The sequence below is a fragment of the Paenibacillus sp. FSL R5-0908 genome (genome assembly GCF_038006245.1).
Classification (GTDB): domain Bacteria; phylum Bacillota; class Bacilli; order Paenibacillales; family Paenibacillaceae; genus Paenibacillus_AQ; species Paenibacillus_AQ odorifer.
Genome location: NZ_JBBOUV010000001.1, coordinates 4,253,249 through 4,277,745 on the forward strand (window position 1 = coordinate 4,253,249; position 24,497 = coordinate 4,277,745).

Sequence of the window (24,497 nt, forward strand, 5' to 3'; positions counted from 1 at the left end):
CCATTATATAGAAAAATACTTTATATAAAAAGGGGCTGTTGTCCTGGTCGTTCATGACCAGAGCAACAGCCCCTTCGGTTGTAAAGAATTAGTAATTTTATGAATTACGGCTAGCCGTCCATTCTCTGTCTAATATGCTCATTTCCACACAATCTACATATTGCTCTCCGAATAACGCAGACTCACGTTGAACACCCTCCCGCTTAAAGCCAACAGCTTCATAAGCTTTCAGGGCAGCCGTATTGAAATCGAAAGCACCCAGAGACAAACGATGCAGGTTCAGACCTTCAAATCCGATTCGAAGCATTTCTTGCATCATCCGTTTGCCAATGCCTTTACCTTGAAACTCAGGATCTACTACTACCCTGCCGATACGTGCAGAACGATTAACCCGGTCAATGACTGAAAAGCTAATATGGCCCACTAGCTGCTGATTAGCTTCTTGAATTGCACAGAAGATAAGGCGATCGGATAAGCCTGGATGATTAGCATCCTTTAAGTATTTAACAAGCTGCTCATCATCTAAAGGATAAGTTAACGAAGGTCCTGCCCACTGCTTCAGATACTCTGGAGAAACACTCCAGCGCTTTATGTGTTCAAAATCAGATTCTGATATAAATCTGAGGATTAGACGGTCTGACTCAGCTCTCTCCTCAAAATGTTCATATAAGTTCACTAAACGACCATTTCCCATATCGTTAGTGCCCATGTAGTGAAAACCCATGCTCTGATAATATCGATTGAGCTTAATGTTATGTGCCACAGTGTCAAACCTAAGACTCTTACAGCCTAGATCTTTGGCTAGAACTACTGCATATTTAAGCATTTGCTGTCCAAGTCCTCGGCCGCGGTGGGAGTCTTTCACAGCCAATCGGTGCAAATAAGCGTAGGACTCATCATTTTTACTGCCCCAGTACTGTGGATCACTGAATTGCAACGTGAACATGCCAACTAGAGCCCCATCGTCAAGGGCTAAATAAACATGTCTGTCCGCGAAATATCCTGCAATATCGGTCTCATTAAATTGTCCGGGTGTCCATTGGTTAATCCCGTTACGCTCCATCCATCCTGCCGCTTCTTGCAACAGCCTCAAGATGTCGTGAACCCGATCAGGCTCTCCACGAACTATACGGATCGAATTCTTCGTTATCCCCATCTCAGGTCACGTCTCCCAATCATCTAATTCAGGAAAGGTAGCTGTAATTTGAGTTACCTCATCTGAGTTAACTTCCGGCTGTGGTTCAGTAAGAGGCAAGATGACGGTTACTTCCGTTCCCTTTCCAAGCTCACTTGCCATATCAAGTGTCCCATTATGAAGTTCTACAATCTGCTGTGAGATCGCTAACCCCAAGCCTGTTCCTCCATTAAGTGCATCCACTTGAAAGAAACGGTCCTTAACTCTGGAGATATGCGCTTCACTAATCCCTATCCCGCTGTCTCGTACCATAATTGCTGTTTCTGTAGCAGACAGCCTCTTTGCTGACAATTCAATACTGGAATCTTCATGTGAGAATTTTACTGCATTGTCTACCAAGTTCAAGAATACCTGTTTTAAGCGATTGGCATCCCCTTTAACAAAGATCGCGTCTTCACATTCCAGCAACAGATGAATTCGTTTCTTTTCCGCTTTAGCCCATACATTCAGTATAGTCTCTTGTAGCAGTACCTTTACATCTACAACCCCAATCGACAGCTTCATTTGGTTCTGCTGCAGCTTAGAAAAGTCGAGAATTTCCTCCACCAGCCCAATCAGACGTTCACTTTCTTTGGAGATGATGCTGACTCCAAGTTTTGTCTCCTCCGGATCATACCCGCCGGAAACTAAGGTTTCACTCCAGCCCTTGATACTTGTAAGAGGTGTCCGCAGCTCGTGAGAAATGGACGAGATAAAATCATCCTTAATCTGATTGCTACGTACAATTTCCTGAGCCATATAATTCAGCGTTGAAGCCAAATCACCAATCTCAAATTTATAGTCTCCCTTAATCCGTACGTTGAATCTCCCCTTGGCCATCTGGGCTGAAACTGCCGTAATATTATTCAGCGGTTTCACAATCGAATTGGCCAGTCCGAAGCTAAAACCAACAACTACAGCCATAACAGCTGCAGCAATAGCAGTAGACAATAAGGTAAGATTAAGCAAATCATTATTGATTTCTTCTAGTGAAGTAATATACCTTAGGACATACTTATCCTGTCCATGAATCTGCAGCATTTTGGAAACCGCCATTACGCTCTCATTCGTGCCTGCCTGACGCCCTACCCAGCGCCCAACGCTGCCGCCAACGGCTTCTGGTACATCACTGGTCGTAATGGTCCGATCTGGCTGAAAGCCAGTGGAACTAGTGATGATATCCCCATTTAGCGATAAGATTTCCAGCTCCGTCTTACTCAATGAGAACCTCTCCAGTACTTCTTGTAGCAAATAGATGCTATTATCGCTTGGTATCATGTTTTTTTGAAAAAACGACTCTGAAACGGAAATGTGATTCTTAATCTTGCTGTATACACTGTCATAATAATATGTTCTGATGGCCAGCAGGAAGATAACTTCTACGAGGAGAAGCGCCAAAAAAACTACAAGAATGTAGTGCAGAACAATCTGTCTGCGCATCCCCTTCTTAATCATTGTCCTTGGCCTTTCCATCTATATCCGTGCCCCCATACAGTCTGCAAAAATTCCGGCTCCGAAGGATTGTTCTCAATCTTCTGGCGTAAGCGCCGGATATTTACATCTACAATTTTGGGATCACCCATATACTCCTTGCCCCACACATGATCCAACAGAAGATCGCGGCTAAGCGGAGTGTTTTCTTTTTCAAGAAAGAATTGAATCAGAGAGAACTCCGTAGGCGTCAGTTCAATGGCTACATTATCACGTTTGAATTGTTTGGTAATAAGATCCAAGCTGAAAGGCCCCGAATGAAAAGAAACCTTGGCCGACTGTTCACGATGCACATTTACTCGGCGCAGCAAAGATTGAATACGCGCAATTAGCTCTGTTGGGCTAAATGGCTTACTAACATGATCATCTGCACCTACGGACAAAGCGTAAACTTTATCCTGCTCCTGAACCTTGGCGGTAAGAAAAATAATTCCCAAGCGTTCATTAGTCTCCCTAATCCGTCTACAAACTTCAAATCCATCAATGCCGGGAACCATAACATCCAATAACGCAATATCAATATCAGGTATAGTGGTTAATTTATGCAATGCTTCATTCCCGTCAGCAGCCTCCAGCACTTCGAAACCATTACGCTTCAAATTAATGACTATGAAACTGCGAATGGACTCTTCATCTTCCAATATCAGAACTTTACTCATCTATTCCCTTCCTTTCAATAGGGGAGGCAATCTTATTGCTTCCTTCTTTAGTTGTACTTTGTTCTAGCTCACCACGGTAGCCGATGACTTTATCTAAATCCCGTCCAAGCAGCTCCCAGCCTTCATTCTTAGCCTTATCCCATTCCGAAGGAGAAAAGAAGGAAACCTCCGCAAAAGTCTCTCCGGTATCCGTCATGATGAACTTAAGATTTTTATCCAGAACAGATTTCGTATCAATACTTACCTTTCCATGCAGCTCCGGATCAAAATTAATAGTAAAGCGATCCGATGGATCACGATATAGCTGGACTGCGAAGGTTAGGCCATCTTTTCCATCCCATTTATAATAGGAGGTGAAATAAGGAATATCTGCGGGGTCGAAATACTCCCATCCTTTTGGCGCTTCAAGCAATCCAACTTCAATAATGCCATCATGATCGATATCTTCGCTTGCAATCAGACGATCTTTGTAAGTCCTCGTATCACCTGGCAAAACCACGCGCAGCTTGTTGTGCTCCATAAGAACAATTAAACTGTAGGCGGATTGGAAATCCACCGAAGCGTCCAATACGATTCCTTCTTTATCCTTGGCAATCTTTCCTGCGACAATATTGTAATAATTAAAAAAATACGGATCGATATCCTCGATCTTATCGAGCACCTTAAAGCCATCATTGTACTGATAGATCGAAATGGTTGCAAATTCATTTCTTTTAAAATAAACTACGGTGATATCTTCAATTCCATCCTTGTTAAGATCATCAATCATATATTTGGTGTAAGGAAGTGAAAGCACTTCTTCCAATGATCCGCTGGAATAGCTATACACGACGAGGCCTTTTTCTTCCCCGCGTGAATAACCTGTAATGATATTCAGCTTCCCGTCACCTGTCATATCTTTCAGATCGACGGACTCCAGCATAGTTCCATCCCCATCAAAAACAAGCTTTTTGACCCAGGCATCTCCTTGCTTCTCTAAGATCATCCCGTGAATCTCTACAGCTTCGCTTGGCGTTCTATAGAACACCAACGACTCCATAATTCCATCGTTATTGAGATCCTCTGTGAAAATTGAGCTCTCATCATTAACCGGACGGATCAACTCCGTACCCGCTGGAATATGTGAATTAATAGCAGCCATAAGTGTTGCTTTGTCAGCAGACAGCTGCGGAGCTTTCATCTTCGAAACGGGATCACTGATGAAAGTACAACCCGAAAGTACGGATAACGACAGTGTTGCAGCTGCCAGGCACCTAAGACTTTTTATACTCAACCTCATCACTCTTTTCCTTATCCGTGTCCGAACTTTACAAATTCGCTCGTTCCTGAGACGTTAATCTACGTCCCTTTATATCATGCTTAATTCGCCCATCTTCTAGTACCCATATACGTGAAGCGAAACGTTCTGCCAGTTCAATAGGCAGCACCGTCACTACGGTAAGACCCGTCTCTTTACAGAGTCTGCGCAAAGTTTCCAATACACTCTCTGCCGATTTGGGGTCCAGACCCGTAACCGGTTCATCCGCTAGAATTACTTTGGCACCATGAGTTAATGCTCTAGCAATCGCTACACGCTGGCGTTCACCACCGCTTAGCTGGCTAGTCTTCATCTTCGCTTTGTCTAGAAGTCCAAGGGCATCTAATTCATCCATCGCACCCATATAATCATCTGAACGAACCATCCCTGTAACCATACGCCACATTGGCGTCTGTGCGGACTGGCCGATCAGCACGTTTTTCAGCGCTGTGCGGTTAGGATTGAGCTCTGCATTCTGCTCCAGATAAGCCCACTCCCGGCGGATTTTTCTTTTTCCGGAAAAGGCACTCGCCATAATATCCGTACCGTCCACTCTAAAATTCCCTCTGTCCCACTTCTCTCGCAGCGCTAAACAGCGTAATAAAGTGGTCTTACCGCTCCCACTCGCTCCAAGTATGGCTACGAGCTCACCCGGCTCTAATTGAAATCCTATATCCTGCAGGACCGGATTTTTGTCTTCCCCAACTGCCTTGGCTAAGTGTTCAACTGTGATCATAGTTCAGCCTCTCCCTGTCTTCATCTATAATCTATAGTGTACTCTGAATGTGAGTTCAATTTCCATGCGAGCACTCGTTCTTATCTTACCTCAATTTCTAGGTTGTGGCGAGAATAATAACCCAAGCAAGCCGAACACGATATATAAACCACCCATCAGGGCAAAAATACCGCCGCTTAAGCCCACTTGCAGCAACAAACCACCGATACCGGGGCCGATAATACTGCCAATACTAAAATGGAAAGAAGCAACCACATTGGCAGCTGGCAGTAGATGTCGTGGCAAAATATCCGCGGCCAGACTTAGCCCTAACGAGAAAAAGGAGCCCACTAGTCCTCCTGCGATCATCAGAAGCACCATTGTCAACGTAAAATGATCACCTGCCAGCGGCAACATCGTAAAGGCGATCCCGCCTCCGATCCCGGCAATAATCAGTACCCGCTTGCGGCCAAACCGGTCGCTCCACAGACCTAATGGAAACTGCAGAAGCAGTCCTCCGATCCCCGCAAAAGGCAATAATGCTGCAATTTGATCTGTGCTGTAACCGATACGCAGACCATATACCGGAAAGCTGCTATTTAAGCTAGCTTCCATAAAGCCATATAAAAGGGCTGGAATTAAAGCGAACCAGGCTAAGCTGTAACAGCGACCGAAACGGCGAACCTGGCTTTCACCACTCTCCGCTTTATCTGGCCGGGAATCCGGCAGAATTGTAGTCACAAGGATTAAGACTAACAAAAATAGAAATGCGAGAACAATAAAAGGCACTGCCTGTCCATAACGCAGCAGACTAATCCCAAGTGGTCCCAAGCTAAAACCCAGACCATAGGACATGCCATATAGTGAAAGATTACGTCCACGATGCTCGGCAGGTGTCATGAGCAGAACCCAAAGCTGAGCCCCGTAATTAATCGCAGCATCGCCCACCCCCACAAGCAGACGCAATACAAACCATACCTTGATCCCTGTAAAAAAGGGAAACATGAGCAAGCTTACTAAGACTAAACTAATCCCACCAGCTATCAATTTTTTAAATCCAACCGCTCCAAGAACACGTTCAGCAATCAAGGTCATCCCAAATGATCCTATGTATAGCGCAGCAGCATTCAGTCCGTTCAGTGACGAGGAGACTCCTTTTTGCTCCAAAAGGATGGATAGAATGGGCAGCAACAGCCCTTGGCTAAGCCCTGCGGCTATAGTAGCGGTAATAAGAATCATGAAAGTCATTTTGCTATTACTTCGTATAGATACTTTAAGCCGGTCTGACACGGATGATATCCCCCTATAATAAAAACAATGATGTGATCTAACGCCAATTGGCAAACACCGAACATTATAGTGGACAACCCTCTTCAAAACAAGAGATAATATGTAGAAGTTACGGATTTCTGGGGGTGCATGTTACATGGATTACGAATTAAAAATCGACGTATCGCCGGTTTATGAACTGCTGGACAGTTTTATGATATATGTAACCAGAAAATGGATCTCCAATTTAGACCTCGGTCCCCACTGGGTAAGTGATGTGGAAGATCGCATTACTCCTCATAAAGTAACAGCTCTCATGCAAGCTGCCGAGTGGCCATTTACAGATTATGATGTGTTATATGCTTGGGTTTATAGCCGAGGGCCCGCAACATCAGTGCTGCATTTCCTGGATGATCTGGATTCAGCTTCTATAGAAGAGTGTTATCAGCAGATCGCACCGTTAATTCATGATTTCACCTTAGATGAAGCTTCCCGGATCAAGAGCAGCTATAGTCCGCTTCTTAGACTCTGGTATGAGCAATATTTCCGTCATGTAGAACACAAGATTTTACCGTTATTAATTGAAGATGCCTCTGAGAAAAAAATGCTGGAAAGCAAAATGGATCCTATTTCTTTAATTGAATACGCATCCGGTGGTGTAGTTTTCGAGGATATACGGGATCTTAAGACTATAGTATTATTGCCTACCGTTCATAATCGACCAATCAACACCTACTGCTTCTACAAAACTATGGTGATTGTACAGTATCCTGTAGATGTGCCATTGGAAGATGAAAATGAGCCACCGATGGTGCTATTGCGCATGACCAAGGCGCTGTCAGATCCAACCAGACTCCGATTGCTTCGGTATGTCGCCCATGAACCCAAATCTCTATGGGAGATGCAGTCCGATCTAAATCAATCCAGAGAAATGCTTATGCATCACCTAATGATCCTACGCGTAGCCGGTTTACTCCGTATCCATCTTCGCGGGGAACAAGACGAGCGCTTCAGTATCCGTCCAGACGGCGCTTCTGAGCTTCAAATGTTTCTAGAATCTTATATTCACCTATAGAACACTATACAGATACAGATCCAAGGAGTGAGAGATATGAAATACACAACTCAACAAGTAATTTTTGATCTAGATGATACGCTGGTTCACTGCAACAAATATTTCGATTTAATTTTAGGGCAATATTTCGAGCTCATGACTGATTGGTTTAATGAATTTGGCCCAAGCACCAGTGAATTACGCAGCAAGCAAATAGAAATTGATGTTGATACCGTCAACACGAGTGGCCTGGCCAGCGACAACTTCCCTAAATCCTTAATCGCCACCTACCGTTATTTCTGCGCCAAATATAACCGTCCGACAGATCGTTTTCAAGAGCAGCAATTACACAAGCTCGGTCTAAGCGTCTATGACCAAGAAATTGAAGCTTACCCTGGCATGGTTGAAACACTCGATACGCTGAAGCAAGAGGGTCACCATTTATTCTTGTATACTGGCGGGGACGACACCATTCAGCAACGTAAAATTGAACAAATGAAGCTGGATGCTTACTTTGACGATCGTATCTATATTCGGAAGCATAAAAATGTTGAGGCACTTGAAAATATTTTGGCTACCCAAAGCTTTGACCGCAAACGTACTTGGATGATTGGCAACTCGTTACGTACAGATGTACTTCCCGCAGTTACCGCAGGCATTAACAGTATTTACCTGAAGCAACAAAATGAATGGAGCTATAACCTTATCGAGCTGGAGCAAGAGATGCAGCAAGCCGTAATGACTATTTCGTCCATCCACGAGGTGCCTCCTGTCATTCGCTCAGCCGCTAAATTCAAAAACTAATAATCTAGCTACAACGTTACGTAGCATTGTTACAAATGACATATCTACACTACCTACTGGATGATTATACTATTTTTATAGTATTCCTATATTATCTAGGAGGTGAGATATGAATAAGAAAGTGTCAGCTAAACAATCTCAGACCAAAAGACCTTTGCTTCCCATGATATTAGGTGTCGTTGTTGTAATCCTTCTCGCTGTAATTGTTTTCATCTTAAGCAATAAGACTGATGATACAGCAGATCTACCCAACTACACCGACGTAAAGGGAAGCATTGTTGTTGATGGGCTGAAATATGAGAAGCAACCTCATCTTGGAAGTCCTGATGCCAAAGTTAAAGTTATCGAATTCGCAGATTTCAAATGTCCCGCCTGCAAAATGTGGACTGAAAAGTATCTGGATACTTTTATTAAAGACTACGTGGATACCGGAAAAGCGGAACTTTTCTTCATGAACTTTGCATTTTTGGACCGGGACTCTTATCTTGCAGCTAGCGCCGGCGAAGCCATCTACAAGCAAAGCAACGAGAAGTTCTGGGAATACCTTCATAAGCTGTACGCTAATCAAGGCGATGAGAGCGAAATTTGGGCCACTCAGAAATTCATTCTAAAATTCGTTAAGAATAACATCGAGGGCATTGATTACGCTCAATTTGAAACAGATCTCAAGAATCATACCTACATGTTCGATGTAAAAGAAGACTTTAAGATCGCTGGTTCCTACGGAGTGAACGGTACTCCTAAATTTATGGTGAACGGAGTGCTGCTCCAGGATTCTTCCTATGAAGGGTTAGCAGCAGCGATTGACAAGCAGTAAGCAGCCTTTAACTTGTGCCCTATAAGCTGTTCACTTTGAAAAAAGTGACCTTCTTACAGGGATTTTTTGTGTCTATGAATTAAAAAAGATGACTTCTGTGATATACAGAAGTCATCTGCTGATTACTTAATTAAGCCACTGCTTATTCTACCAAATGACAAACGGCACTATGGCCTTCTGACACGATTTTCCGTTCAGGCTTGACAGCCATACATACATCCGAGGCAAAAGAACACCGCGGATGAAAAGTGCATCCACTTGGTGGGTTAAGCGGTGATGGCACCTCGCCTTGAATGGACACCATCTGCTGCTTCTGCTCCACACTATCCGGAATCTTCAAAATCGAATTTAGCAGGACCTGCGTGTAAGGATGCGTAGGTTTCTTGAACAATTCATCCGCCGGAGCTTGCTCAACCACCTCTCCTAAATAAAGAACCGCGATATCATCACTCAAATACTCCACTACTGCCAAATTATGCGAAATAAAGATATAAGTCAGGTTAAACTCCTTCTGCAAATCCTTTAGTAGTTGAATGACTTGAACCTGAATAGATACATCCAATGCGGACACCGGTTCATCACAAATAAGCAATTTGGGATTCAGTGACAACGCTCTGGCAATCCCAACCCGCTGCAATTGTCCCCCTGACAGTTCATGCGGATAAGCGTATTGGACTTCAGAAGGCAAACCGACCCGCTCAAGAAGTTCGATCACACGCTCATGCCGGCTTAGTTTAGTTCCGATTTTGTGGATTGCCATTGCATCTTCAATAGCGTCTCCTACCGTCATTCTCGGGCTGAGGCTCGCCTTGGGATCCTGGAAAATAATTTGCATATCCCGGCGCATTGCCCGCAGCTTTTCTTTATTTGCCTTTGAGAGTTCAACATCCTCAAAAAATATTTTTCCTTTGTCAGATTCGAGTAGACGCAGAACCATTCGCCCTAAGGTTGATTTTCCCGAGCCGCTTTCCCCAACAAGCCCCAGTGTTTTCCCCGCTTCCAGTGTAAAGGAAACATTCTCGATGGCATGCAGCTTTTTTCCTTGTACCCGAAAAGTTTTCGAGACATTTTCTACGCGCAAGAGCGGATTATTGGGCATAGGAAGCGACCTCCTCAGCATGATGGCAGGCGATCTGATGATCGGTGCTAAAATCTCGAAGCTTGGGTACTTCATTCTGACACCGTTCAGTTGTATAGAAGCAACGATCGGCAAATGGGCAGCCGGTCAATGTCTGTGTAAGTGTCTTTGCCGTCTTTGGAATAGGCATTATTTCTTTTCCCTTGTGGCCCACTTCGATAATGGAACGTTTCAATCCAAGTGAATAGGGATGCGCTGCCTCACTTATGAACTTGTCCGTGGTGGCTTTCTCCATGATTTGGCCCCCGTACATCACAATGATTTTGTCACAAAAGTTGGTCGCAAGGCCAAAATCATGCGTTACCATCACTACGCTCATCCCATGTTTTCTGCGTAATTCCTGCAATAGTGCAAGAATCTGCATCTGCACAGTGACATCAAGCGCGGTTGTTGGCTCATCGGCAATCAATAATTGTGGTTCACATGCCAAAGCAATAGCAATCATAATACGTTGGCGCATACCCCCGGAAAATTCGTGAGGATAACTTTTAAACCGTGATTTGGGATCCGGAATCCCCATTTCATGCAAGAGCTGAATGGTTCGGTCAAAAGCTTCCTTTCGGTTTGCATATTGATGCGTAAGCATGGCTTCCATTATTTGATCCCCGATACGCATGATCGGGTTCAAGCTGGTCATCGGATCTTGAAAAACAACGCCGATGTCACGTCCACGAGTATCTTCTAATTGTTTGGGACGCATTTTAAGTAAGTCCTTACCATTAAACTGAGCTGTCCCCGATGTTATTTTTCCATTTTCGCGGATAAGCCCAATTGATGACATCAATGTAACGGACTTGCCGGAGCCACTTTCACCAACAATCCCTAAAGATTCATTTTCATTGATTGAAAAACTGACGCCGTTTACGGCATAAACTTCATCTTCACTGCGGGAAAACTTCACATGAAGGTCATCAATAGAAAGTAGTGGTTGACCCATATTAATTGCCTCCTTTTGGACTGAATGCTTCCTGGAGACCGTCTGCTACAAACAGAAACGAAAGCAAGGTTATTGCAAAGATACCTGCCGGAAAATACAACAGCCATGGAAAGCCGAGAATATTCTCACTGGCTTGGGCAATCATACTCCCAAATGAAGGGATTGGCGGCCGAAGCCCCATGCCAAAAATACTTAAGCCTGCAATCTGGATGAGATCACCGGGAATCCCGAAGGCGAGAGAGACACCCATACTGCCGATAACATTCGGCAACATATACCTTCTGGCAATATGCGCCTGAGATGCGCCTAACGCTCTTGCCGCTTCCACCATCTCCCCGTCCCGCATACTTAGGACCAGACTTCGGATCAAGCGTGCATACCCCGCCCAGCCCGGAATTCCAATTGCTAGAATCAAAGATAAATACCCACGTCCCAGCATAATGACTAATATCAAGGCGAACAAAAATCCCGGCAAAGTCATCATGAAATCCACAGCACGCATAATAATCATATCGGCGATTCCGCCGCGCAATCCGGCCCACAAGCCCAATATGATTCCAATGATGAAGCTGACCAAAGTCGCGCCAAAAGCAATAATCAGAGCACTTCGAACACTGAACAGAATCTGGCTGAACATGTCATGCCCCACATTATCCGTACCAAAAATATGCTGCCAGGTCGGCCCTTGATTGATGGCCAAAAAATCCCCCGTGCGATAGTCATATGGGGCCACCCAAGGTCCAATAATCCCCGCGATCAAAAAAAGGATAACCCAGACCAAACCAATAACGGCAAGACGATGTCTTTTAAATCGCTTCCAACCTTGATAAAACTGGGATCTCTGAAGATTCTTTTTTCTCTTCAAAGCTACATCCGATTGAGTTGCTGCAACTGTGCCAGCCAATTGCTCCCCCTCCTAGGTTCGTATAGTCTGTGCCGCTTATAATCTGACACGCGGATCAATAAAGGCATAAATAATGTCAACGAGTAAATTCATAATCATAATCATGGATCCCAGCAGAAATACAGATGTGATGGCGAGCGGATAGTCGAAACTGGTAAATGCCGTCTGCATCACCTGACCAAGCGCTGGAATGGCGAAAATTTGCTCCACCCAGATCGTGCCCATCACTGTAAAAGCAAATTGAGGTCCAATGACGGTTATCATCGCAGTCAGCGAGTTTTTAACACCATGCTTAAATATCATCGGCCAGTATTTGACACCCTTAGCTTTTGCGGTTCGCATAAAATCCGACCTCATAGTTTCGATCAGACTGCCCCGCATATATCTGGCAACAACACCGACATTCGCCGCAGATAAACAAATAATCGGCAAAATTGCTTGCCTCCAGTGACCCCATCCCGTTACAGGCAGAATCCCTTGAAACACAACACCAAATAACAAAACCATAATCACCGCGAGAACAAATGCCGGAATGGCCTGACCCGTCAATGAGATGGTGCTAACAACATAATCGATCCAAGTGTTACGTTTGAGTGCTGCAATAATGCCAAGCGGAACCCCGATAATTACCGAAAGAACAACAGATCCAAAGGCCAGAAGTGTACTGATCGGCAAAGCCTGCTTCAGTTGAGTCGCAATTTGCAAAGATGGATTCTGCATCGAATTACCGAAATCGAAGGTTAATTGATGCCAAATATACTTCATGATTTGCTGCCACAGCGGTAAATTCAAACCATACCGGCTTTGAAATTGGTCCATGACTTGTTGGTAGAGAACAGGGTTTTGCCCTTGCAGCGGAGCCAGTGCCGTAGCCATGGTATTCGTATTCATGAAACCGCCAGGTGAATAATACATCATGGTATAGCTAACTGAAATGACCAAGATTAAAGTGATAATAATTTGTAAAATGCGCTTTGAAATAAATTTCAATATGGTCAAATCCGACCCTCCTTTACCGATTCACGGGCACCATAATTGGCGCCCGCGATTGGTAATTATTCAACCCATTTAGGATTATTCTACAGATAAAAGATGCAGCCCATAGAAGTTGCCCCATGCCCAAGGATTTGATTGCACTCCTGTAATGCCAGGTTTTACCAAGAAGTATTGCTGTTGATAATATAACGGAACAGCATAAGCTTCCTCGAGCAGGTTATTAACTACCTTAGCCGCGATAGGAGCAGCGTCTTCGACGGTCAGCGCATTTACGAATTGCGCTTGCCACATTCTCAAATCTCTTAAGGTATCAGATTGATAACTGTTGTAATATACCTGTACATCAAGTGCATTTTGATTCAACTTGCCACCTGGCGCGTTTGGTGCTACGAAGGTCCAAGCGGTTACAAAGGCGGCATGTTTTTCATCGCTATTTTTAGCATTTTTCCAAAGGTCTACGATCTGTTGCCATTGTTCAGCGGCCGTTGGAAGCCCCGGTTGTTTCAGATAAGGCTGCCAATCCGCAGGCTGCTCTGCTGTCCATTTATCCAAGAAGGCGATATCCTCTTTAGCAGCTTTTTCTAATGCTGCCCAGTCGCTCCATTCCACACCGGCGTTCTTATTATCCGGATCCCCATATTTTTCAATGGCCGGTTTATAATAAGTTTCCTTGGTCCAAGCCACGAATTGTTTCGTAGCTTCTAACGGGGCATCCAGTGTTCCTATGGAATATAGTTGCTGCGTTGCACCCATGTCCAAACTTCCTGGTTCACTCCAGTTGGTTGCGCCCGACGCCAGGATAAAGCCTGGTTTTGCGTCGCCCTGAGGTCCGCTGTACTGATAAGCGTTAAACTGCGCCTCATTGAGCTGAACTAGCTCTGTTTTGATGCCAAGATTTTGTTGGAGTAATTGACCTAGCGCCAAAGCAATTTGTTCACCCTGAGCATCTACTTGCTTGACCCCAACATACAGCGATAAGGTTGGCAGACCTTTACCACCTTCATAACCGGCATCCTTCAACAATTGTTTGGCTGCCTCCAGATCTTCCGGAAGTCCTTGCTCCAGTTTTTCCGTTGGCCAGCCTGGAGAAGCAAAGATATTGGTCGCACCGCCCATGCCGTTCAGCACCGATTCTACGATCGGTTTACGCTGGATCGCTTTAGCGATAGCCTGGCGCACCTCTTTTTTGTCATATGGAGATTCCGTTGTCGGGTTGCTCCAGAGCAAATATTTGATCGCATATGTCGCTGCAGTATACAGCTGGGACTTTAGCTCATCCGTTTTCTTCACGTATTGTAAATCAGACGCGCTTTGGATTAGAACGACATCCGCATGGCCGGACATATAATCCTCCACCGGCACAGTTGTTGCCGGAAGAACATGGATGGTCTCTACATTACCGTGATTAAGCTGGCCAGCTGCACCTACATAATTCGGATTGCTCACCATGACGAGTTCACCGTTAGGTGTAAAAGATTTAACCATGTAAGGGCCATTGCTCACAAAATTCCCCGGTTCAAACCACTTACCAGGGTTCGCTTCGACCGCTTTAGGATTCATAGGCATCGACCCGGAAAGAACCATATCCCCCAGAATAGCGTGAGGCAGCGTGGTCGTAATTTCCAGCGTGTAATCATCAACTACTTTTAGACCAACTTCTTCTTTACTTACTGATCCGGCATGGTATGCATATCCGTTCTTCACAAAATTAAGTACGCTTAGCCAAAGTTGTGCGGTTGTGTTTGCTGGATCCAATTGATACATATAAGAAAAATAAAAATCATGGGCGGTTACTGGATCGCCGTTTGACCATTTGGCATCTTTACGGAGGGTAAATGTCCAAGTTTTTTTGTCATCGGAGACGGTATAACCTGTCGCAATTTTCGGAACGATTTCATTATCCTGATTGTAGCCATAAAGCCCTTCGAGCAAAGTTCCTTGCCCTACCAGAATTTGTCCTTGCCATTGTGTAGGATCGAGCGTCGGGATCTTTGGATTGAAAACGGTTACCGAACTTCCCGCTTTAATTTCAAGATCAGAAGCGCCTTCATTCTTAACTGCCGTTTGACCTACATCACTGGTTGCTTTTACCGAAGTATTGCTATTGCCTGCAGCATTTTTACCGTTCTCATTGGCACTATTAGAGGAATTACTGCAAGCAGTCACAGATAACAAAGAAAATGACAAAAGTAGAGCTAAGAACGCGTTCTTTTTTTTCATCCTCAAGTGAACCCCCTCGTACATAGTCATGAATCTAAAAAATAACATTTTATTTTTTGTTATCTATGATGTTATCCTTCACCTTCTCATGTTTTGCCCCCCTAAATTTAAACTCAGATGTTTGTTTGTGAAGTTTCGAATGTCTTCTTTTGAATCTCACTTAGAAAACTAAGAGTAATCGCTTACATTCTAAAATTTTCCACAAAGATTGTCAAGAAAAAATGTTACGTTAGTTAGCATAACTAGTTATAATTAATATAACTTATTTGTTGAATATGAACTTTTCGTTAATATTTTATTAGTTTTTTTAGTTTTATTTCGTAAATAACACTAACTTATTGACGAATTTTAGCTTATTTCTTGTATTGCTGTTATAAATGCTATAGAAGAACAAGTTCTATGAGTTCCATAGAACATAATAAAAAGAGTGTATCCCAGCAGTCATTTTAAGACTTTTGGGATACACTCTGAACCATTGAGATATGGGAATCGGAATAAAATACTGCTATCGATACAAATATCAGAATAGGTGGACTCCGCCTCTACCGGAAATTATCTACACACTCATGTAGAAAGGCGTCTAGTGTGCGTGGATCTCTGCCGAGCAAACGCTTCACAGTGTCATTTGGACTTTCTGGCACCATCCTAGACATGGTTTGAATTTCCACAACGTGGTTCGCGAGCCAAGGAGGCAGATTCCCATGCTCAATAAGATTACGGAGTAGTACTTGAGGTTCCATGTTGATGTAACTTATCGGCCGATTAAGCAGGGCAGATAGTCGACTCGCGATCTGTGGATAACTGAAAATCTCCGAACCAGTAAGCGTATATATATGGCCTGATACCTTGTGGTTGGTCAGAACTTCTGCGGCAACGTCTGCAATATCGCGACAGTCAATAAAGTTACACGGTGAAACGCCCATAGAGCCGAAGAAAACATTTTGGGTTGTGATCGTTGGTGCAAAGCGCATTAAATTTTGCATGAACGCATAAGGGCGCAATACGGTATGGGTGATACCCGATTCCCTCAACGTGTTTTCAATTTCTTGATGCCAGCCCGCCACTGCCACTGGAGAGCTCTGCTCATAAGCTGGACTGGATATTTTTACGATGTGTTTGATTCCAGATTCGGTGGCAATCTGAATGATTGAGGTTTCCAATTCGATTTGTCTTGGACTGTTGGACATGGCAAGGAAGAGCTGGCTAGCACCTGTAAACACACGTCGCAGCGATTCAGGATCGGAAGCATCTACCCTTGCGACCTCAGTAGTCGATCGGCCTTTCTCTCCGATTTGATCACGCAACTTCTCTGGCTCTCTGCTCAGCGCCCTGACAGGTACGCCAAGATCAACCAAACGTTCCAAAAGCACACTTCCAATCGTACCTGTTGCTCCGATAATAACTATCATTTTTATCTTCTCCTTTTGGATGAAAAATTAGTTGTGAAGGCAAGTCGCCACCGCCATGTCACTATCGTGCTCGCTATGAATCCAGACAACGGGAAATCGATCCAGACACGATTTACCCAGGCCAAGTGATTGCTCGGAATCATAATTTCAACTACAACAGATGTCACCCATGCAGCGTATAGCCCAAATGAGGACCCGGCCATTGCGAATACCCCTACCACAACCAAGTGAGGAGCACCGATGACCCATCGCAAACGGCCCACTCGGCTGTGCAACAAAAGTCCAATCATCAAGGCCATCAAGGCCGATGCACCGCCAATAGTAGTCAATGCCGCTATTTGAAGCCCCCTATCTACAGTAACCAATCCCCCGATACCTGCCATAATGGCAGGAGCAGCATAGGCCATTACAACTTCACGCCATAGTACAAAAGTCTTTTTCTTGGAACCAACAGCCTTGATGCTGTAAACATCATCTGTCTGATTCGGGTATTTCATCTGGTTCATTTAGTTGCTCCCTTCTTCTTTGAAATAGTTCAACGATTGATTTCAGCGAATTATAATTAGGTGCCTAACTATATAAGAGTAAAAATAGGCTAGCTTCACTAGCCCAATTCTACTCATTACTGATGTTTCCCTTTGGTTTCGAGCCTAATTCGCCCGTAAGTGCTGAAATGCCCTGTGTAACTCGACCCAGCAAATCGAGAAATAAGCTGCGTTCTTCGATGTTGAGCAACCCCACCATTGCTTCAAGCCGAGCGAAATGCTCAGGAGCCATTTCACGGAGCTTCTTCGCTCCTTCTTCCGTTAAAACGACTGATTTCTGGCGGCCATCGTCTGAGCTTAATCGCCGAGATACTAGCCCATCTCGTTCAAGAATGTCGATAAGACCAGTCACTGTAGCACGTGTAACGCCTAGATGCTCCGCTAATTGCGAAGGCAACTCTTCTCCTTCGTTATCTTCAAGATCTGCCAATAAACGATAACGCCCTGTTGATAAACCGAATCTAGAGAAATGAATCTCAGAGGCGTGTCCAAGCATGGCTCCCGCTGCCATTAGCCTAGACGCGACGAGTATAGCCTGTGCGTCTATGTCTAGGTTGTAACGATCAATCTGACGCTTGGATTGTACAAGCGAGGGAATAGCCTCAATGTCGTTCATTTTTTTATTATTGTTGTTCATATATGTAGTATGGTCCCTAACTACTTTTGTGTCAACTCATTTTTTTTATAACTCGTCAACCCTGGAGTTATACAGTTGGATTTGGTTGGAACTCTATATTCTCCCAAAGCTCGATCAGTCGACCTTCAGGATCTTCAATCCAAGAGGTCCTTTGCAACAAAATCTGTTGAACCTACATCACCATAACGCGCCGTCGTAAAGTGAATATTCTGCTCTTATTTTCTAAAGTAGTAGAAGTTCTGTCCGCATCATTCTACTATTCGAATTTTAACTGGAGCGAATCACAAATTGGCATATAGCCTATCTTTTGATAGATGCTATTAGATGTGGGATTTGCTAAGTCCGTATATAAGACGCACTTAGTAAACCCTTTGTCCAATGCAAGTTGGCTTATTTGCGCCACAATTGAAGTAGCGTAACCCTTTCCGCGCTCATATGGAGGGGTATAAACAAATGCCACGCCAATAGCCGTCTGCATTTCCCTTGTATATCCTGCCATAGATACGGGTATCCCGTTGTCCTCTAAAATATAGAGTTTCTTCGATGCTATTCGGTAGAGGTAAGGGTCTGCATCTTGCGGAATGGACATTTCTGTTTTACCATAACTCCCCGCTGCATAAAATGCTTCAGCCCAGTAAGGGAAAAAATGAATATCCTTATCATCTAACAATCGAACGACACCAACCTTTTGAATGTCTGGATTTACTGCTGTAAGTTCATATATACGTTGGCTCATCATTGTTTTAAAGGTTATTCCCTTGCGCAAGGTATATTCCTTGGCAAAATAATCTGCCAAGTTTTTTTCGGTCATCACACCTGGAATTTCACGGTCTTTCAGCCCATCTATCAGACAGTTTATAGCTTCTGGATTAATTATGTTGTCTGTTGCATAAAGCGTAATATTGTGTGGCGGTGTCATTATGGCGGTAAGTTGTATGCCCTTAGCATCCGAAATAGTTACCATAAGCCAATTTACAGGGTCACGCCAGTCTGTTTTGTCTTTTCCTTCATGCCCAATTATAATATTGCCAAGAGGAATCAAATTTTGTGCTTCATGACGCATCAGCATACCATAGGTATCATTGTAAAACTCATGCACATCCGTATACAATTTGAATTGCATTGCAATATCCCCCTTTCATCTGCTCAACGTTTTTCCGGATTTTTCGAACCAATCGTTCTTCTTACGGTTTGTTGATTTTTCACCTGCCAATTTAATAATTAAGTTATGAAGACGCAAAAACCCCATCCCATTAAGGACGGAGTTGCTCCGCGTTACCACCCTGATTGACGTTTATAATAAACGCCCTCTTAGCCATCGTCCAACAACGATGCTTCTTTGTAACGGTAGAATCCCGGTCCCATCTACTATAATTCGCGGGACAGCTCTGAGGTGATTTTTTGATTCGGATATCCGCTATATAAGATAATAGGAATATTCTGTCAACCACTCAAATAACAATAGGGACCTTTAAACTTATATTGCTTCTAAAGCAGCTAATCCAACTAATCATGCAACTATATGATTGTGGAGACTACACCACAGTCTGCTTATTTTCTTCATCAACACATAGCACCTGCTTAATCTGTTTCGATTAGCTTGGAGGTCAACTTCACTACTGGCCTGATATACTTCAAAAACCGCTCCGGATCGTGATAAACGTAAATGATTCTCCCAGGGGAAGTATCAAAGCAGTAACCAGTGTCTGCAAAATTAAAAGTTGCCATTGCCCTTTCCATCTTTTCCTCTACACTACGATTTTCCTGTTCATAATTGAATGGCCCATGTTCAAAAACAATATACTCGGCTTCGAGAACATCAATCATAAGCATTTGTGGTGGTACTTCACCTTTATAATCAAAAGGAAGACGTACACCAAAACACTCTGTACGTGGAATACCCCAATCGCAGAGTCTGCCATCCGGGTCATTAATGTAAGCCATAATCTGACCGCTGCCACCGTTAGTTTCACTCCCGCCATCGTCATCCAATTTGCCCTTGATACTATCGAGTAAGCCGCAAATTGTTTCGCAGTCCTGTCCTGTAATAAGACTTTGCTTTTGCCAGAAATCCCAATATCCATTACTCTCATAGTTTTTAATGTGCAAAAATTTGTGAGTGGGAATGGTTACAAAATAAATGTTAAGATCATCTGTAGATTTCATCATACCAATCTCTCCAAATCCGAAAAAGTAGCGGTCGAAAGAGTTTATTTTTGTACGAAGGGTGACAGGCATAGGCTTTTTCCGGTAATCACTTGGAGTTACACCATATGTTCCCTTGAAAGCCCTGGTAAAAGCTTCATGTGATGAAAAACCATAATCAAAAGCAATATCCAAAATGCTTTTTTCACTATCCCGAACCTCTTTTAGTGCAAAGGCTAATTTTCTATGCCGTAGATAATCCCTAAATTGCATACCCGATATTTCCTTGAATTTTCTCGTAGTATGAAATTCGGAATAACCTAACTTGTGAGAAAGAAATCGTAGCGTTATTGCTTCACTGTTACGATTCTTAATACACTCGTCAATTTCATTAACGATTATTTGGATTTGCTTGTGCCACTTGTACAATCGGTTTGTTCACCTCGTTTCAACCACTCTATAGTCATTGTAGAGTAATGTAATTTGCATTGCTTGATTCTACTTGCGGAAAAGAGAGGATATTTTCCCCTTAACTCGCCTTGTAATATCAACATTTCACCTTTAATCTCATATGCCCTTATAGTTGTTCAAAGCCACCGCCTCCTCTGTTTCCTTCTTATCTCATATTTAGCTTAAGGTGGAATCCTGCAAATTCATGAGACTGTGTGAGTAAACTAGTTCATTTCGGAGGAGTTCCATGCCCATCTCATTGCGGGTAATAGTGATGATTAGACTCTGTTAGAGTCTCGCGAACGTGATGTAATCGACTTGGACAGGCTCTGCCAATTCGATCCGAAATGCCCGGTTGATCTGTCCCCGGTGATATTGCCCATGTAAAATGACCTGTGACAGGATGTCCCGGACGGACGTTTGGAACGGGACTCCGTTCTGGTTCGCATATTCGACCATCACGTCCAAATCAAATTCCTCGAGCCCTTCGATATACACACGATATTGCTCGGCGTTTTCTTCGAACATCGTTCGGATCGCCTTCAGGTCTTCTGCTTCCTCCCACAACGAATATTGCGAACTACCCTTGCCCTGCAATCGGGACAGCCAGACTCGTTCCGCAACCGCGACATGCCGAACCAGCTTCAGAAGGTCCTTGTTCTTCATCTCACTCTCCTCGAGCGCTTCTAAGATTTGTGCGTCCGCCCAGTACAGGTGGTCCATCATACACTTGATCGTCTTCATTTTCGTTTCCCCCTCTTCGTCTCATTGATTAATTGAACCTACCGTTTCCCGTAATGGGTCATTTATTTTCTCTAATCGTCATAATCTTCATCAGTCCAAGGCTCTGTTTTTTATCGCGCTCAATGGAATCAGTAGACGTATATCGTCTTTTGGTTAGAATCAGAAAATATAAAAGCTGAGGCCTTTGCCCTCGGCTACAGCTTGGCTGTAGAAACGCCGGATTTCGTTAAAATGCTGTAGCAGGTAGGCAAAGAACGCATCCTTATCCTCGTCTGAAACAATATCAGGTTCAAGAGGGTACACTTCTTCCTTAACCATAGCCGGGAAATCATACCGCAAGCGGAGCTGCACTTCATCCAGCTCAGAAATAGCCTGATGCGCTTCTGCAACTTGCTCGGCACGTAAGGAAAACGCCCCGAATGAGCCAAAATCGATGCCTTTGTCTGATGTCAGCGGAACTACATAACCAAGAGGGGCCTCTCCATCGGAAATAGCTCCACAAAGCAAGTAGTGAATCGCCTCCCAGGATCTATCAACGTCCAGTCCGGGATAATCATCTATTTTCAAGCTATTCAATGCAATGTCGCCTGCAATAATTTGCTGCACTAGATTATCATCCATAGCGAAGTAATATCCACGCATTCCCATGATGTCAACCTTCCTTTCATTCTAGTAGTGACTATACTACCCTATCAAAATGTAACCTCTGGATTTATCCCACAGGATAGAAAAAGAGTGAAGATCAGCCCCCTACGTAATCATTATATCTTGTGTGCACAAGTTGTTCAGAGAAAATAAAGTATTAGACTGGCAGGCGTTTCATAAGCTAACGGGCAGATTACCTGAATACCGTGTAAAAAAGAATTGACATTGGAGTTTACTCCAATGTTATTGTAAATGCATGGAAAAACAATATTCTATAAAAGAGGTTTCTAAGATACTTGGTATTCCGAAGGATACGCTTCGGTATTATGACCGTATTGGAATCGTATCGCCGTCCAGGGGACACAATTCTTACCGTAGGTATTCAAAGGAAGACCTTGTCGATTTGATGAATATTCAAATCATGCAGTATGCGGACTTTTCTCTAGAAGAAATCAAGGGGAAGTTTCAGTTCCACAGAATGCAAAGTGTAGATCCTGCTTATTACCAGGAGGTCGCTGAATTCCTTGATGCCAAAAAAGCAGAAACACAAAAAAAAATTGCACATCTTGAAAAGGTCAGTCGGTTGCTCGACGTAGCCGTTGAAGCGGTAAGGGACTTTAATCATGAAAGTGACCAGCGGCTTGCAGTGTTCGTTCGGGAGATTTACCGGGATCTTCACAAGGATCCTGGAATAACTAAGGAGGATTGTGATGGACATCAAAATTAAGAATTATTATTATCTGATTGCTGGCGTTCTTGCGATACTGTTTGCTGTTACGCACGCTTGGAACGGGCAATCTGCTGTACTGCCGACGCTCCTTGTGAATGATATAGCCATGGATACACGGATAATTTTTACGTATGTCTGGCACATTATCACCGCAGAGAATCTGGTCTTCGGTATTATATTCATTATTCTGTCATTTCAAAGCGAGCGATCGAAGATTCGGTCTGCTGCATGGACAATCGCGTCACTTCTGCTCGTTCGTCTGATGGTCATTCTCGGAGTAACAGCATTTTATGATGTTTCGGCACTTATGGATACGTTAATCGATTCGATTGCCATACTAATCTATGTCGCTTTTATCATATTGGGTATAAGAATGAAGGAAAAAGACTTCGGAGGTCAATTGCCACAAACCAGTAGGGAGGGTTGAAGAACTAAGCTGCGTTTCATCACTTCCAGTGATTTACAATACGCTAACGGGACACGTAAGCTCAAACACGTTAGGCTGCGTTTGTTCAATTAACGGGCAGGCTAGCGTAAACAAAATGATCAAAAATATTAACCCTACGTAGTTTATTTCATTTCGGGATTAGCGCAATGATTTTCGGTAGCTTCGTTTGGTTAACCGGAGTAGTTTATGTAAATGTGAATATTTACTTGCGAACTAGTGTTCGGTATAATAAACTTGATTCCATTACAAAAAGGAGATGTTGGATATGTATAAACACATTAAAGATTTTGCCGCAACTTGGCAGAATGAAACGGAAGCAACAATGCGGACACTGGAGATGCTGACCGATAAGTCTCTTGACCAACAGATAACAAGCGATCATAGAACGCTTGGACGTGTTGCATGGCACCTTGTACAGACGTTGCACGAAATGCCATCTCGGACGGGACTGTCTTTCGAAGGACCGGACGAAGATATGCCGGTGCCAGCTTCGGCAGCAGACATCGCGTCAGTCTATAAGAGGACCTCACAAGCATTCCTTGATGCTATACAGTCCAGTTGGAAAGATGAGAATCTGCTTATCATGAGCGATATGTATGGTGATCAATGGCCAAACGGCTTAATGCTGGATATTCTCGTAAAGCATGAGATTCATCATCGTGGTCAGATGACAGTCCTGATGCGTCAGGCAGGCCTTCGTGTGCCCGATCTATACGGCCCGACAAAAGAGCAGTGGGCCGAGTACGGAGCGCTACCTCCAGTAATTTAGAGTAAGATTATATCCACTTTGGTCATTTGGCTATAGTGGGATTTATAAGTATTTTATCATAGGATTGAAAATCAATTGATCTAACGGGTAAGTTGAGCCACGTGGATTGAGGTTAAGATTTATTGAACTAACGGGAAACGTTAGTTAAAAACAACCGCGGCAGTCTAAGACTTATTTATTAAGTCTTGTTCTGCCGCTGCTTCTTTTAATGAGTCAGTCTAAAACTTATTAATTAAAAGTTGACAATTTGCAAACTCAGAAACCGTGTTAAACCAACAAATATAGTCTAACATTTTATTTTCTTTGGTATGTCCTTCACTCTTTAAATAATGAATTTTATGTGTAAAATATATAGTCTCCCACAGCCGATACCGAAACCATATCCCATATACGGCGAGTCCGACTAATAGTCTTGACTACGGACCCAGCTGACGCTATTGGCGAATTTATTGCCATTGGAGCAAGTTTGCGGACTCCAGTGCTGCTATTCTCCCGCAAGC

Annotated in this window: 24 protein-coding genes; 6 read left to right on the forward strand and 18 right to left on the reverse strand. The window is 43.6% G+C overall.

What is annotated here, in order from left to right:
* Positions 1 to 97 precede the first annotated feature (97 nt).
* The 6 genes from MKZ09_RS19440 to MKZ09_RS19465 form a co-directional block, all read right to left on the reverse strand.
* On the reverse strand, positions 98 to 1,156 hold the full coding sequence (locus MKZ09_RS19440) for a GNAT family N-acetyltransferase (protein WP_081394126.1): 1,059 nt from the start codon (positions 1,154 to 1,156) through the stop codon (positions 98 to 100).
* A 6-nt stretch (positions 1,157 to 1,162) separates the two neighbouring features.
* A complete protein-coding gene (locus tag MKZ09_RS19445; protein WP_051491526.1) occupies positions 1,163 to 2,629 on the reverse strand; it encodes a HAMP domain-containing sensor histidine kinase in 1,467 nt (488 codons plus the stop codon).
* Positions 2,626 to 3,324: a response regulator transcription factor gene (locus MKZ09_RS19450; RefSeq protein WP_036687642.1), complete on the reverse strand. Its 699-nt coding sequence runs from the start codon at positions 3,322 to 3,324 to the stop codon at positions 2,626 to 2,628. The genes MKZ09_RS19445 and MKZ09_RS19450 overlap by 4 nt, the downstream gene beginning before the upstream one ends.
* Entirely contained in the window at positions 3,317 to 4,597 is a 1,281-nt protein-coding gene (locus MKZ09_RS19455; RefSeq protein ID WP_232061383.1) for a hypothetical protein, read from the reverse strand. Before MKZ09_RS19455 ends, MKZ09_RS19450 begins: the two co-directional genes overlap by 8 nt.
* Before the next feature lie 34 nt (positions 4,598 to 4,631).
* Positions 4,632 to 5,357, reverse strand: a complete 726-nt coding sequence (locus MKZ09_RS19460; RefSeq protein ID WP_036687647.1) for a phosphonate ABC transporter ATP-binding protein — start codon at positions 5,355 to 5,357, stop codon at positions 4,632 to 4,634.
* Between the two features lie 90 nt (positions 5,358 to 5,447).
* The gene (locus MKZ09_RS19465; protein WP_370510606.1) at positions 5,448 to 6,584 is read right to left on the reverse strand and encodes an MFS transporter; all 1,137 of its coding nucleotides are present in this window, start codon (positions 6,582 to 6,584) and stop codon (positions 5,448 to 5,450) included.
* A 178-nt stretch (positions 6,585 to 6,762) separates the two neighbouring features.
* Between MKZ09_RS19465 and MKZ09_RS19470 the strand changes: the two genes are divergently transcribed.
* From MKZ09_RS19470 to MKZ09_RS19480, 3 genes are all read left to right on the forward strand, one after another.
* Positions 6,763 to 7,680 (forward strand): ArsR/SmtB family transcription factor, encoded by a 918-nt coding sequence (locus MKZ09_RS19470; RefSeq protein ID WP_076200863.1) that lies wholly within the window; start codon positions 6,763 to 6,765, stop codon positions 7,678 to 7,680.
* Between the two features lie 36 nt (positions 7,681 to 7,716).
* On the forward strand, positions 7,717 to 8,463 hold the full coding sequence (locus MKZ09_RS19475; RefSeq protein WP_076098782.1) for an HAD family hydrolase: 747 nt from the start codon (positions 7,717 to 7,719) through the stop codon (positions 8,461 to 8,463).
* A 109-nt stretch (positions 8,464 to 8,572) separates the two neighbouring features.
* Entirely contained in the window at positions 8,573 to 9,280 is a 708-nt protein-coding gene (locus tag MKZ09_RS19480; protein ID WP_076200860.1) for a thioredoxin domain-containing protein, read from the forward strand.
* Positions 9,281 to 9,422: 142 nt separating this feature from the next.
* On the opposite strand, the gene MKZ09_RS19485 is transcribed toward MKZ09_RS19480, so the two are convergent.
* The 12 genes from MKZ09_RS19485 to MKZ09_RS19540 all read right to left on the reverse strand — a co-directional run bounded on the left by MKZ09_RS19485 (position 9,423) and on the right by MKZ09_RS19540 (position 22,053).
* The gene (locus MKZ09_RS19485) at positions 9,423 to 10,379 is read right to left on the reverse strand and encodes an ABC transporter ATP-binding protein (RefSeq protein WP_076133745.1); all 957 of its coding nucleotides are present in this window, start codon (positions 10,377 to 10,379) and stop codon (positions 9,423 to 9,425) included.
* Positions 10,369 to 11,355, reverse strand: a complete 987-nt coding sequence (locus MKZ09_RS19490; protein WP_076200858.1) for an ABC transporter ATP-binding protein — start codon at positions 11,353 to 11,355, stop codon at positions 10,369 to 10,371. Before MKZ09_RS19490 ends, MKZ09_RS19485 begins: the two co-directional genes overlap by 11 nt.
* A 1-nt stretch (position 11,356) precedes the next feature.
* Positions 11,357 to 12,259, reverse strand: coding sequence for an ABC transporter permease (locus MKZ09_RS19495; RefSeq protein ID WP_081383373.1), 903 nt, complete (start codon positions 12,257 to 12,259; stop codon positions 11,357 to 11,359).
* A 36-nt stretch (positions 12,260 to 12,295) separates the two neighbouring features.
* The gene (locus tag MKZ09_RS19500; protein WP_036687660.1) at positions 12,296 to 13,258 is read right to left on the reverse strand and encodes an ABC transporter permease; all 963 of its coding nucleotides are present in this window, start codon (positions 13,256 to 13,258) and stop codon (positions 12,296 to 12,298) included.
* A gap of 75 nt (positions 13,259 to 13,333) precedes the next feature.
* Positions 13,334 to 15,475, reverse strand: a complete 2,142-nt coding sequence (locus MKZ09_RS19505; RefSeq protein WP_076133748.1) for a peptide ABC transporter substrate-binding protein — start codon at positions 15,473 to 15,475, stop codon at positions 13,334 to 13,336.
* 542 nt (positions 15,476 to 16,017) lie between these two features.
* Complete coding sequence (locus MKZ09_RS19510) at positions 16,018 to 16,884, reverse strand: SDR family oxidoreductase (RefSeq protein ID WP_076133749.1); 867 nt, start codon at positions 16,882 to 16,884, stop codon at positions 16,018 to 16,020.
* A gap of 2 nt (positions 16,885 to 16,886) precedes the next feature.
* On the reverse strand, positions 16,887 to 17,390 hold the full coding sequence (locus tag MKZ09_RS19515; RefSeq protein ID WP_172628827.1) for a hypothetical protein: 504 nt from the start codon (positions 17,388 to 17,390) through the stop codon (positions 16,887 to 16,889).
* A gap of 109 nt (positions 17,391 to 17,499) precedes the next feature.
* Positions 17,500 to 18,066, reverse strand: coding sequence for a MarR family winged helix-turn-helix transcriptional regulator (locus tag MKZ09_RS19520; RefSeq protein ID WP_076200857.1), 567 nt, complete (start codon positions 18,064 to 18,066; stop codon positions 17,500 to 17,502).
* Positions 18,067 to 18,322: 256 nt separating this feature from the next.
* On the reverse strand, positions 18,323 to 19,189 hold the full coding sequence (locus MKZ09_RS19525) for a GNAT family N-acetyltransferase (protein ID WP_076200856.1): 867 nt from the start codon (positions 19,187 to 19,189) through the stop codon (positions 18,323 to 18,325).
* Positions 19,190 to 19,647: 458 nt separating this feature from the next.
* On the reverse strand, positions 19,648 to 20,640 hold the full coding sequence (locus tag MKZ09_RS19530; protein WP_076133752.1) for a helix-turn-helix transcriptional regulator: 993 nt from the start codon (positions 20,638 to 20,640) through the stop codon (positions 19,648 to 19,650).
* 309 nt (positions 20,641 to 20,949) lie between these two features.
* Positions 20,950 to 21,405, reverse strand: coding sequence for a DinB family protein (locus MKZ09_RS19535; protein ID WP_076200855.1), 456 nt, complete (start codon positions 21,403 to 21,405; stop codon positions 20,950 to 20,952).
* A 159-nt stretch (positions 21,406 to 21,564) separates the two neighbouring features.
* Positions 21,565 to 22,053 carry a YfbM family protein gene (locus MKZ09_RS19540; RefSeq protein WP_076200854.1) on the reverse strand — a complete coding sequence of 163 codons (489 nt, stop codon included), beginning with the start codon at positions 22,051 to 22,053 and terminating at the stop codon, positions 21,565 to 21,567.
* Between the two features lie 253 nt (positions 22,054 to 22,306).
* On the opposite strand from MKZ09_RS19540, the gene MKZ09_RS19545 reads away from it, so the two are divergent.
* The 3 genes from MKZ09_RS19545 (at position 22,307) to MKZ09_RS19555 (ending at position 23,997) form a co-directional block, all read left to right on the forward strand.
* Positions 22,307 to 22,777 carry a MerR family transcriptional regulator gene (locus MKZ09_RS19545; RefSeq protein WP_076200853.1) on the forward strand — a complete coding sequence of 157 codons (471 nt, stop codon included), beginning with the start codon at positions 22,307 to 22,309 and terminating at the stop codon, positions 22,775 to 22,777.
* The gene (locus MKZ09_RS19550) at positions 22,761 to 23,207 is read left to right on the forward strand and encodes a hypothetical protein (protein ID WP_172628828.1); all 447 of its coding nucleotides are present in this window, start codon (positions 22,761 to 22,763) and stop codon (positions 23,205 to 23,207) included. The genes MKZ09_RS19545 and MKZ09_RS19550 overlap by 17 nt, the downstream gene beginning before the upstream one ends.
* Before the next feature lie 286 nt (positions 23,208 to 23,493).
* Complete coding sequence (locus MKZ09_RS19555) at positions 23,494 to 23,997, forward strand: DinB family protein (protein ID WP_076133756.1); 504 nt, start codon at positions 23,494 to 23,496, stop codon at positions 23,995 to 23,997.
* The last annotated feature ends 500 nt before the right edge of the window (positions 23,998 to 24,497 follow it).

Bases quoted from the DNA above. Each gene is read 5' to 3' on its own strand.
- MKZ09_RS19440 (WP_081394126.1), bottom strand. From the start codon at position 1,156: ATGGGGATAACGAAGAATTCGATCCGTATAGTTCGTGGAGAGCCTGAT.
- MKZ09_RS19445 (WP_051491526.1), bottom strand. From the start codon at position 2,629: ATGATTAAGAAGGGGATGCGCAGACAGATTGTTCTGCACTACATTCTT.
- MKZ09_RS19450 (WP_036687642.1), bottom strand. From the start codon at position 3,324: ATGAGTAAAGTTCTGATATTGGAAGATGAAGAGTCCATTCGCAGTTTC.
- MKZ09_RS19460 (WP_036687647.1), bottom strand. From the start codon at position 5,357: ATGATCACAGTTGAACACTTAGCCAAGGCAGTTGGGGAAGACAAAAAT.
- MKZ09_RS19465 (WP_370510606.1), bottom strand. From the start codon at position 6,584: ATGACTTTCATGATTCTTATTACCGCTACTATAGCCGCAGGGCTTAGC.
- MKZ09_RS19470 (WP_076200863.1), top strand. From the start codon at position 6,763: ATGGATTACGAATTAAAAATCGACGTATCGCCGGTTTATGAACTGCTG.
- MKZ09_RS19475 (WP_076098782.1), top strand. From the start codon at position 7,717: ATGAAATACACAACTCAACAAGTAATTTTTGATCTAGATGATACGCTG.
- MKZ09_RS19480 (WP_076200860.1), top strand. From the start codon at position 8,573: ATGAATAAGAAAGTGTCAGCTAAACAATCTCAGACCAAAAGACCTTTG.
- MKZ09_RS19485 (WP_076133745.1), bottom strand. From the start codon at position 10,379: ATGCCCAATAATCCGCTCTTGCGCGTAGAAAATGTCTCGAAAACTTTT.
- MKZ09_RS19490 (WP_076200858.1), bottom strand. From the start codon at position 11,355: ATGGGTCAACCACTACTTTCTATTGATGACCTTCATGTGAAGTTTTCC.
- MKZ09_RS19505 (WP_076133748.1), bottom strand. From the start codon at position 15,475: ATGAAAAAAAAGAACGCGTTCTTAGCTCTACTTTTGTCATTTTCTTTG.
- MKZ09_RS19510 (WP_076133749.1), bottom strand. From the start codon at position 16,884: ATGATAGTTATTATCGGAGCAACAGGTACGATTGGAAGTGTGCTTTTG.
- MKZ09_RS19515 (WP_172628827.1), bottom strand. From the start codon at position 17,390: ATGAACCAGATGAAATACCCGAATCAGACAGATGATGTTTACAGCATC.
- MKZ09_RS19520 (WP_076200857.1), bottom strand. From the start codon at position 18,066: ATGAACAACAATAATAAAAAAATGAACGACATTGAGGCTATTCCCTCG.
- MKZ09_RS19525 (WP_076200856.1), bottom strand. From the start codon at position 19,189: ATGCAATTCAAATTGTATACGGATGTGCATGAGTTTTACAATGATACC.
- MKZ09_RS19535 (WP_076200855.1), bottom strand. From the start codon at position 21,405: ATGAAGACGATCAAGTGTATGATGGACCACCTGTACTGGGCGGACGCA.
- MKZ09_RS19540 (WP_076200854.1), bottom strand. From the start codon at position 22,053: ATGGGAATGCGTGGATATTACTTCGCTATGGATGATAATCTAGTGCAG.
- MKZ09_RS19545 (WP_076200853.1), top strand. From the start codon at position 22,307: ATGGAAAAACAATATTCTATAAAAGAGGTTTCTAAGATACTTGGTATT.
- MKZ09_RS19550 (WP_172628828.1), top strand. From the start codon at position 22,761: ATGGACATCAAAATTAAGAATTATTATTATCTGATTGCTGGCGTTCTT.
- MKZ09_RS19555 (WP_076133756.1), top strand. From the start codon at position 23,494: ATGTATAAACACATTAAAGATTTTGCCGCAACTTGGCAGAATGAAACG.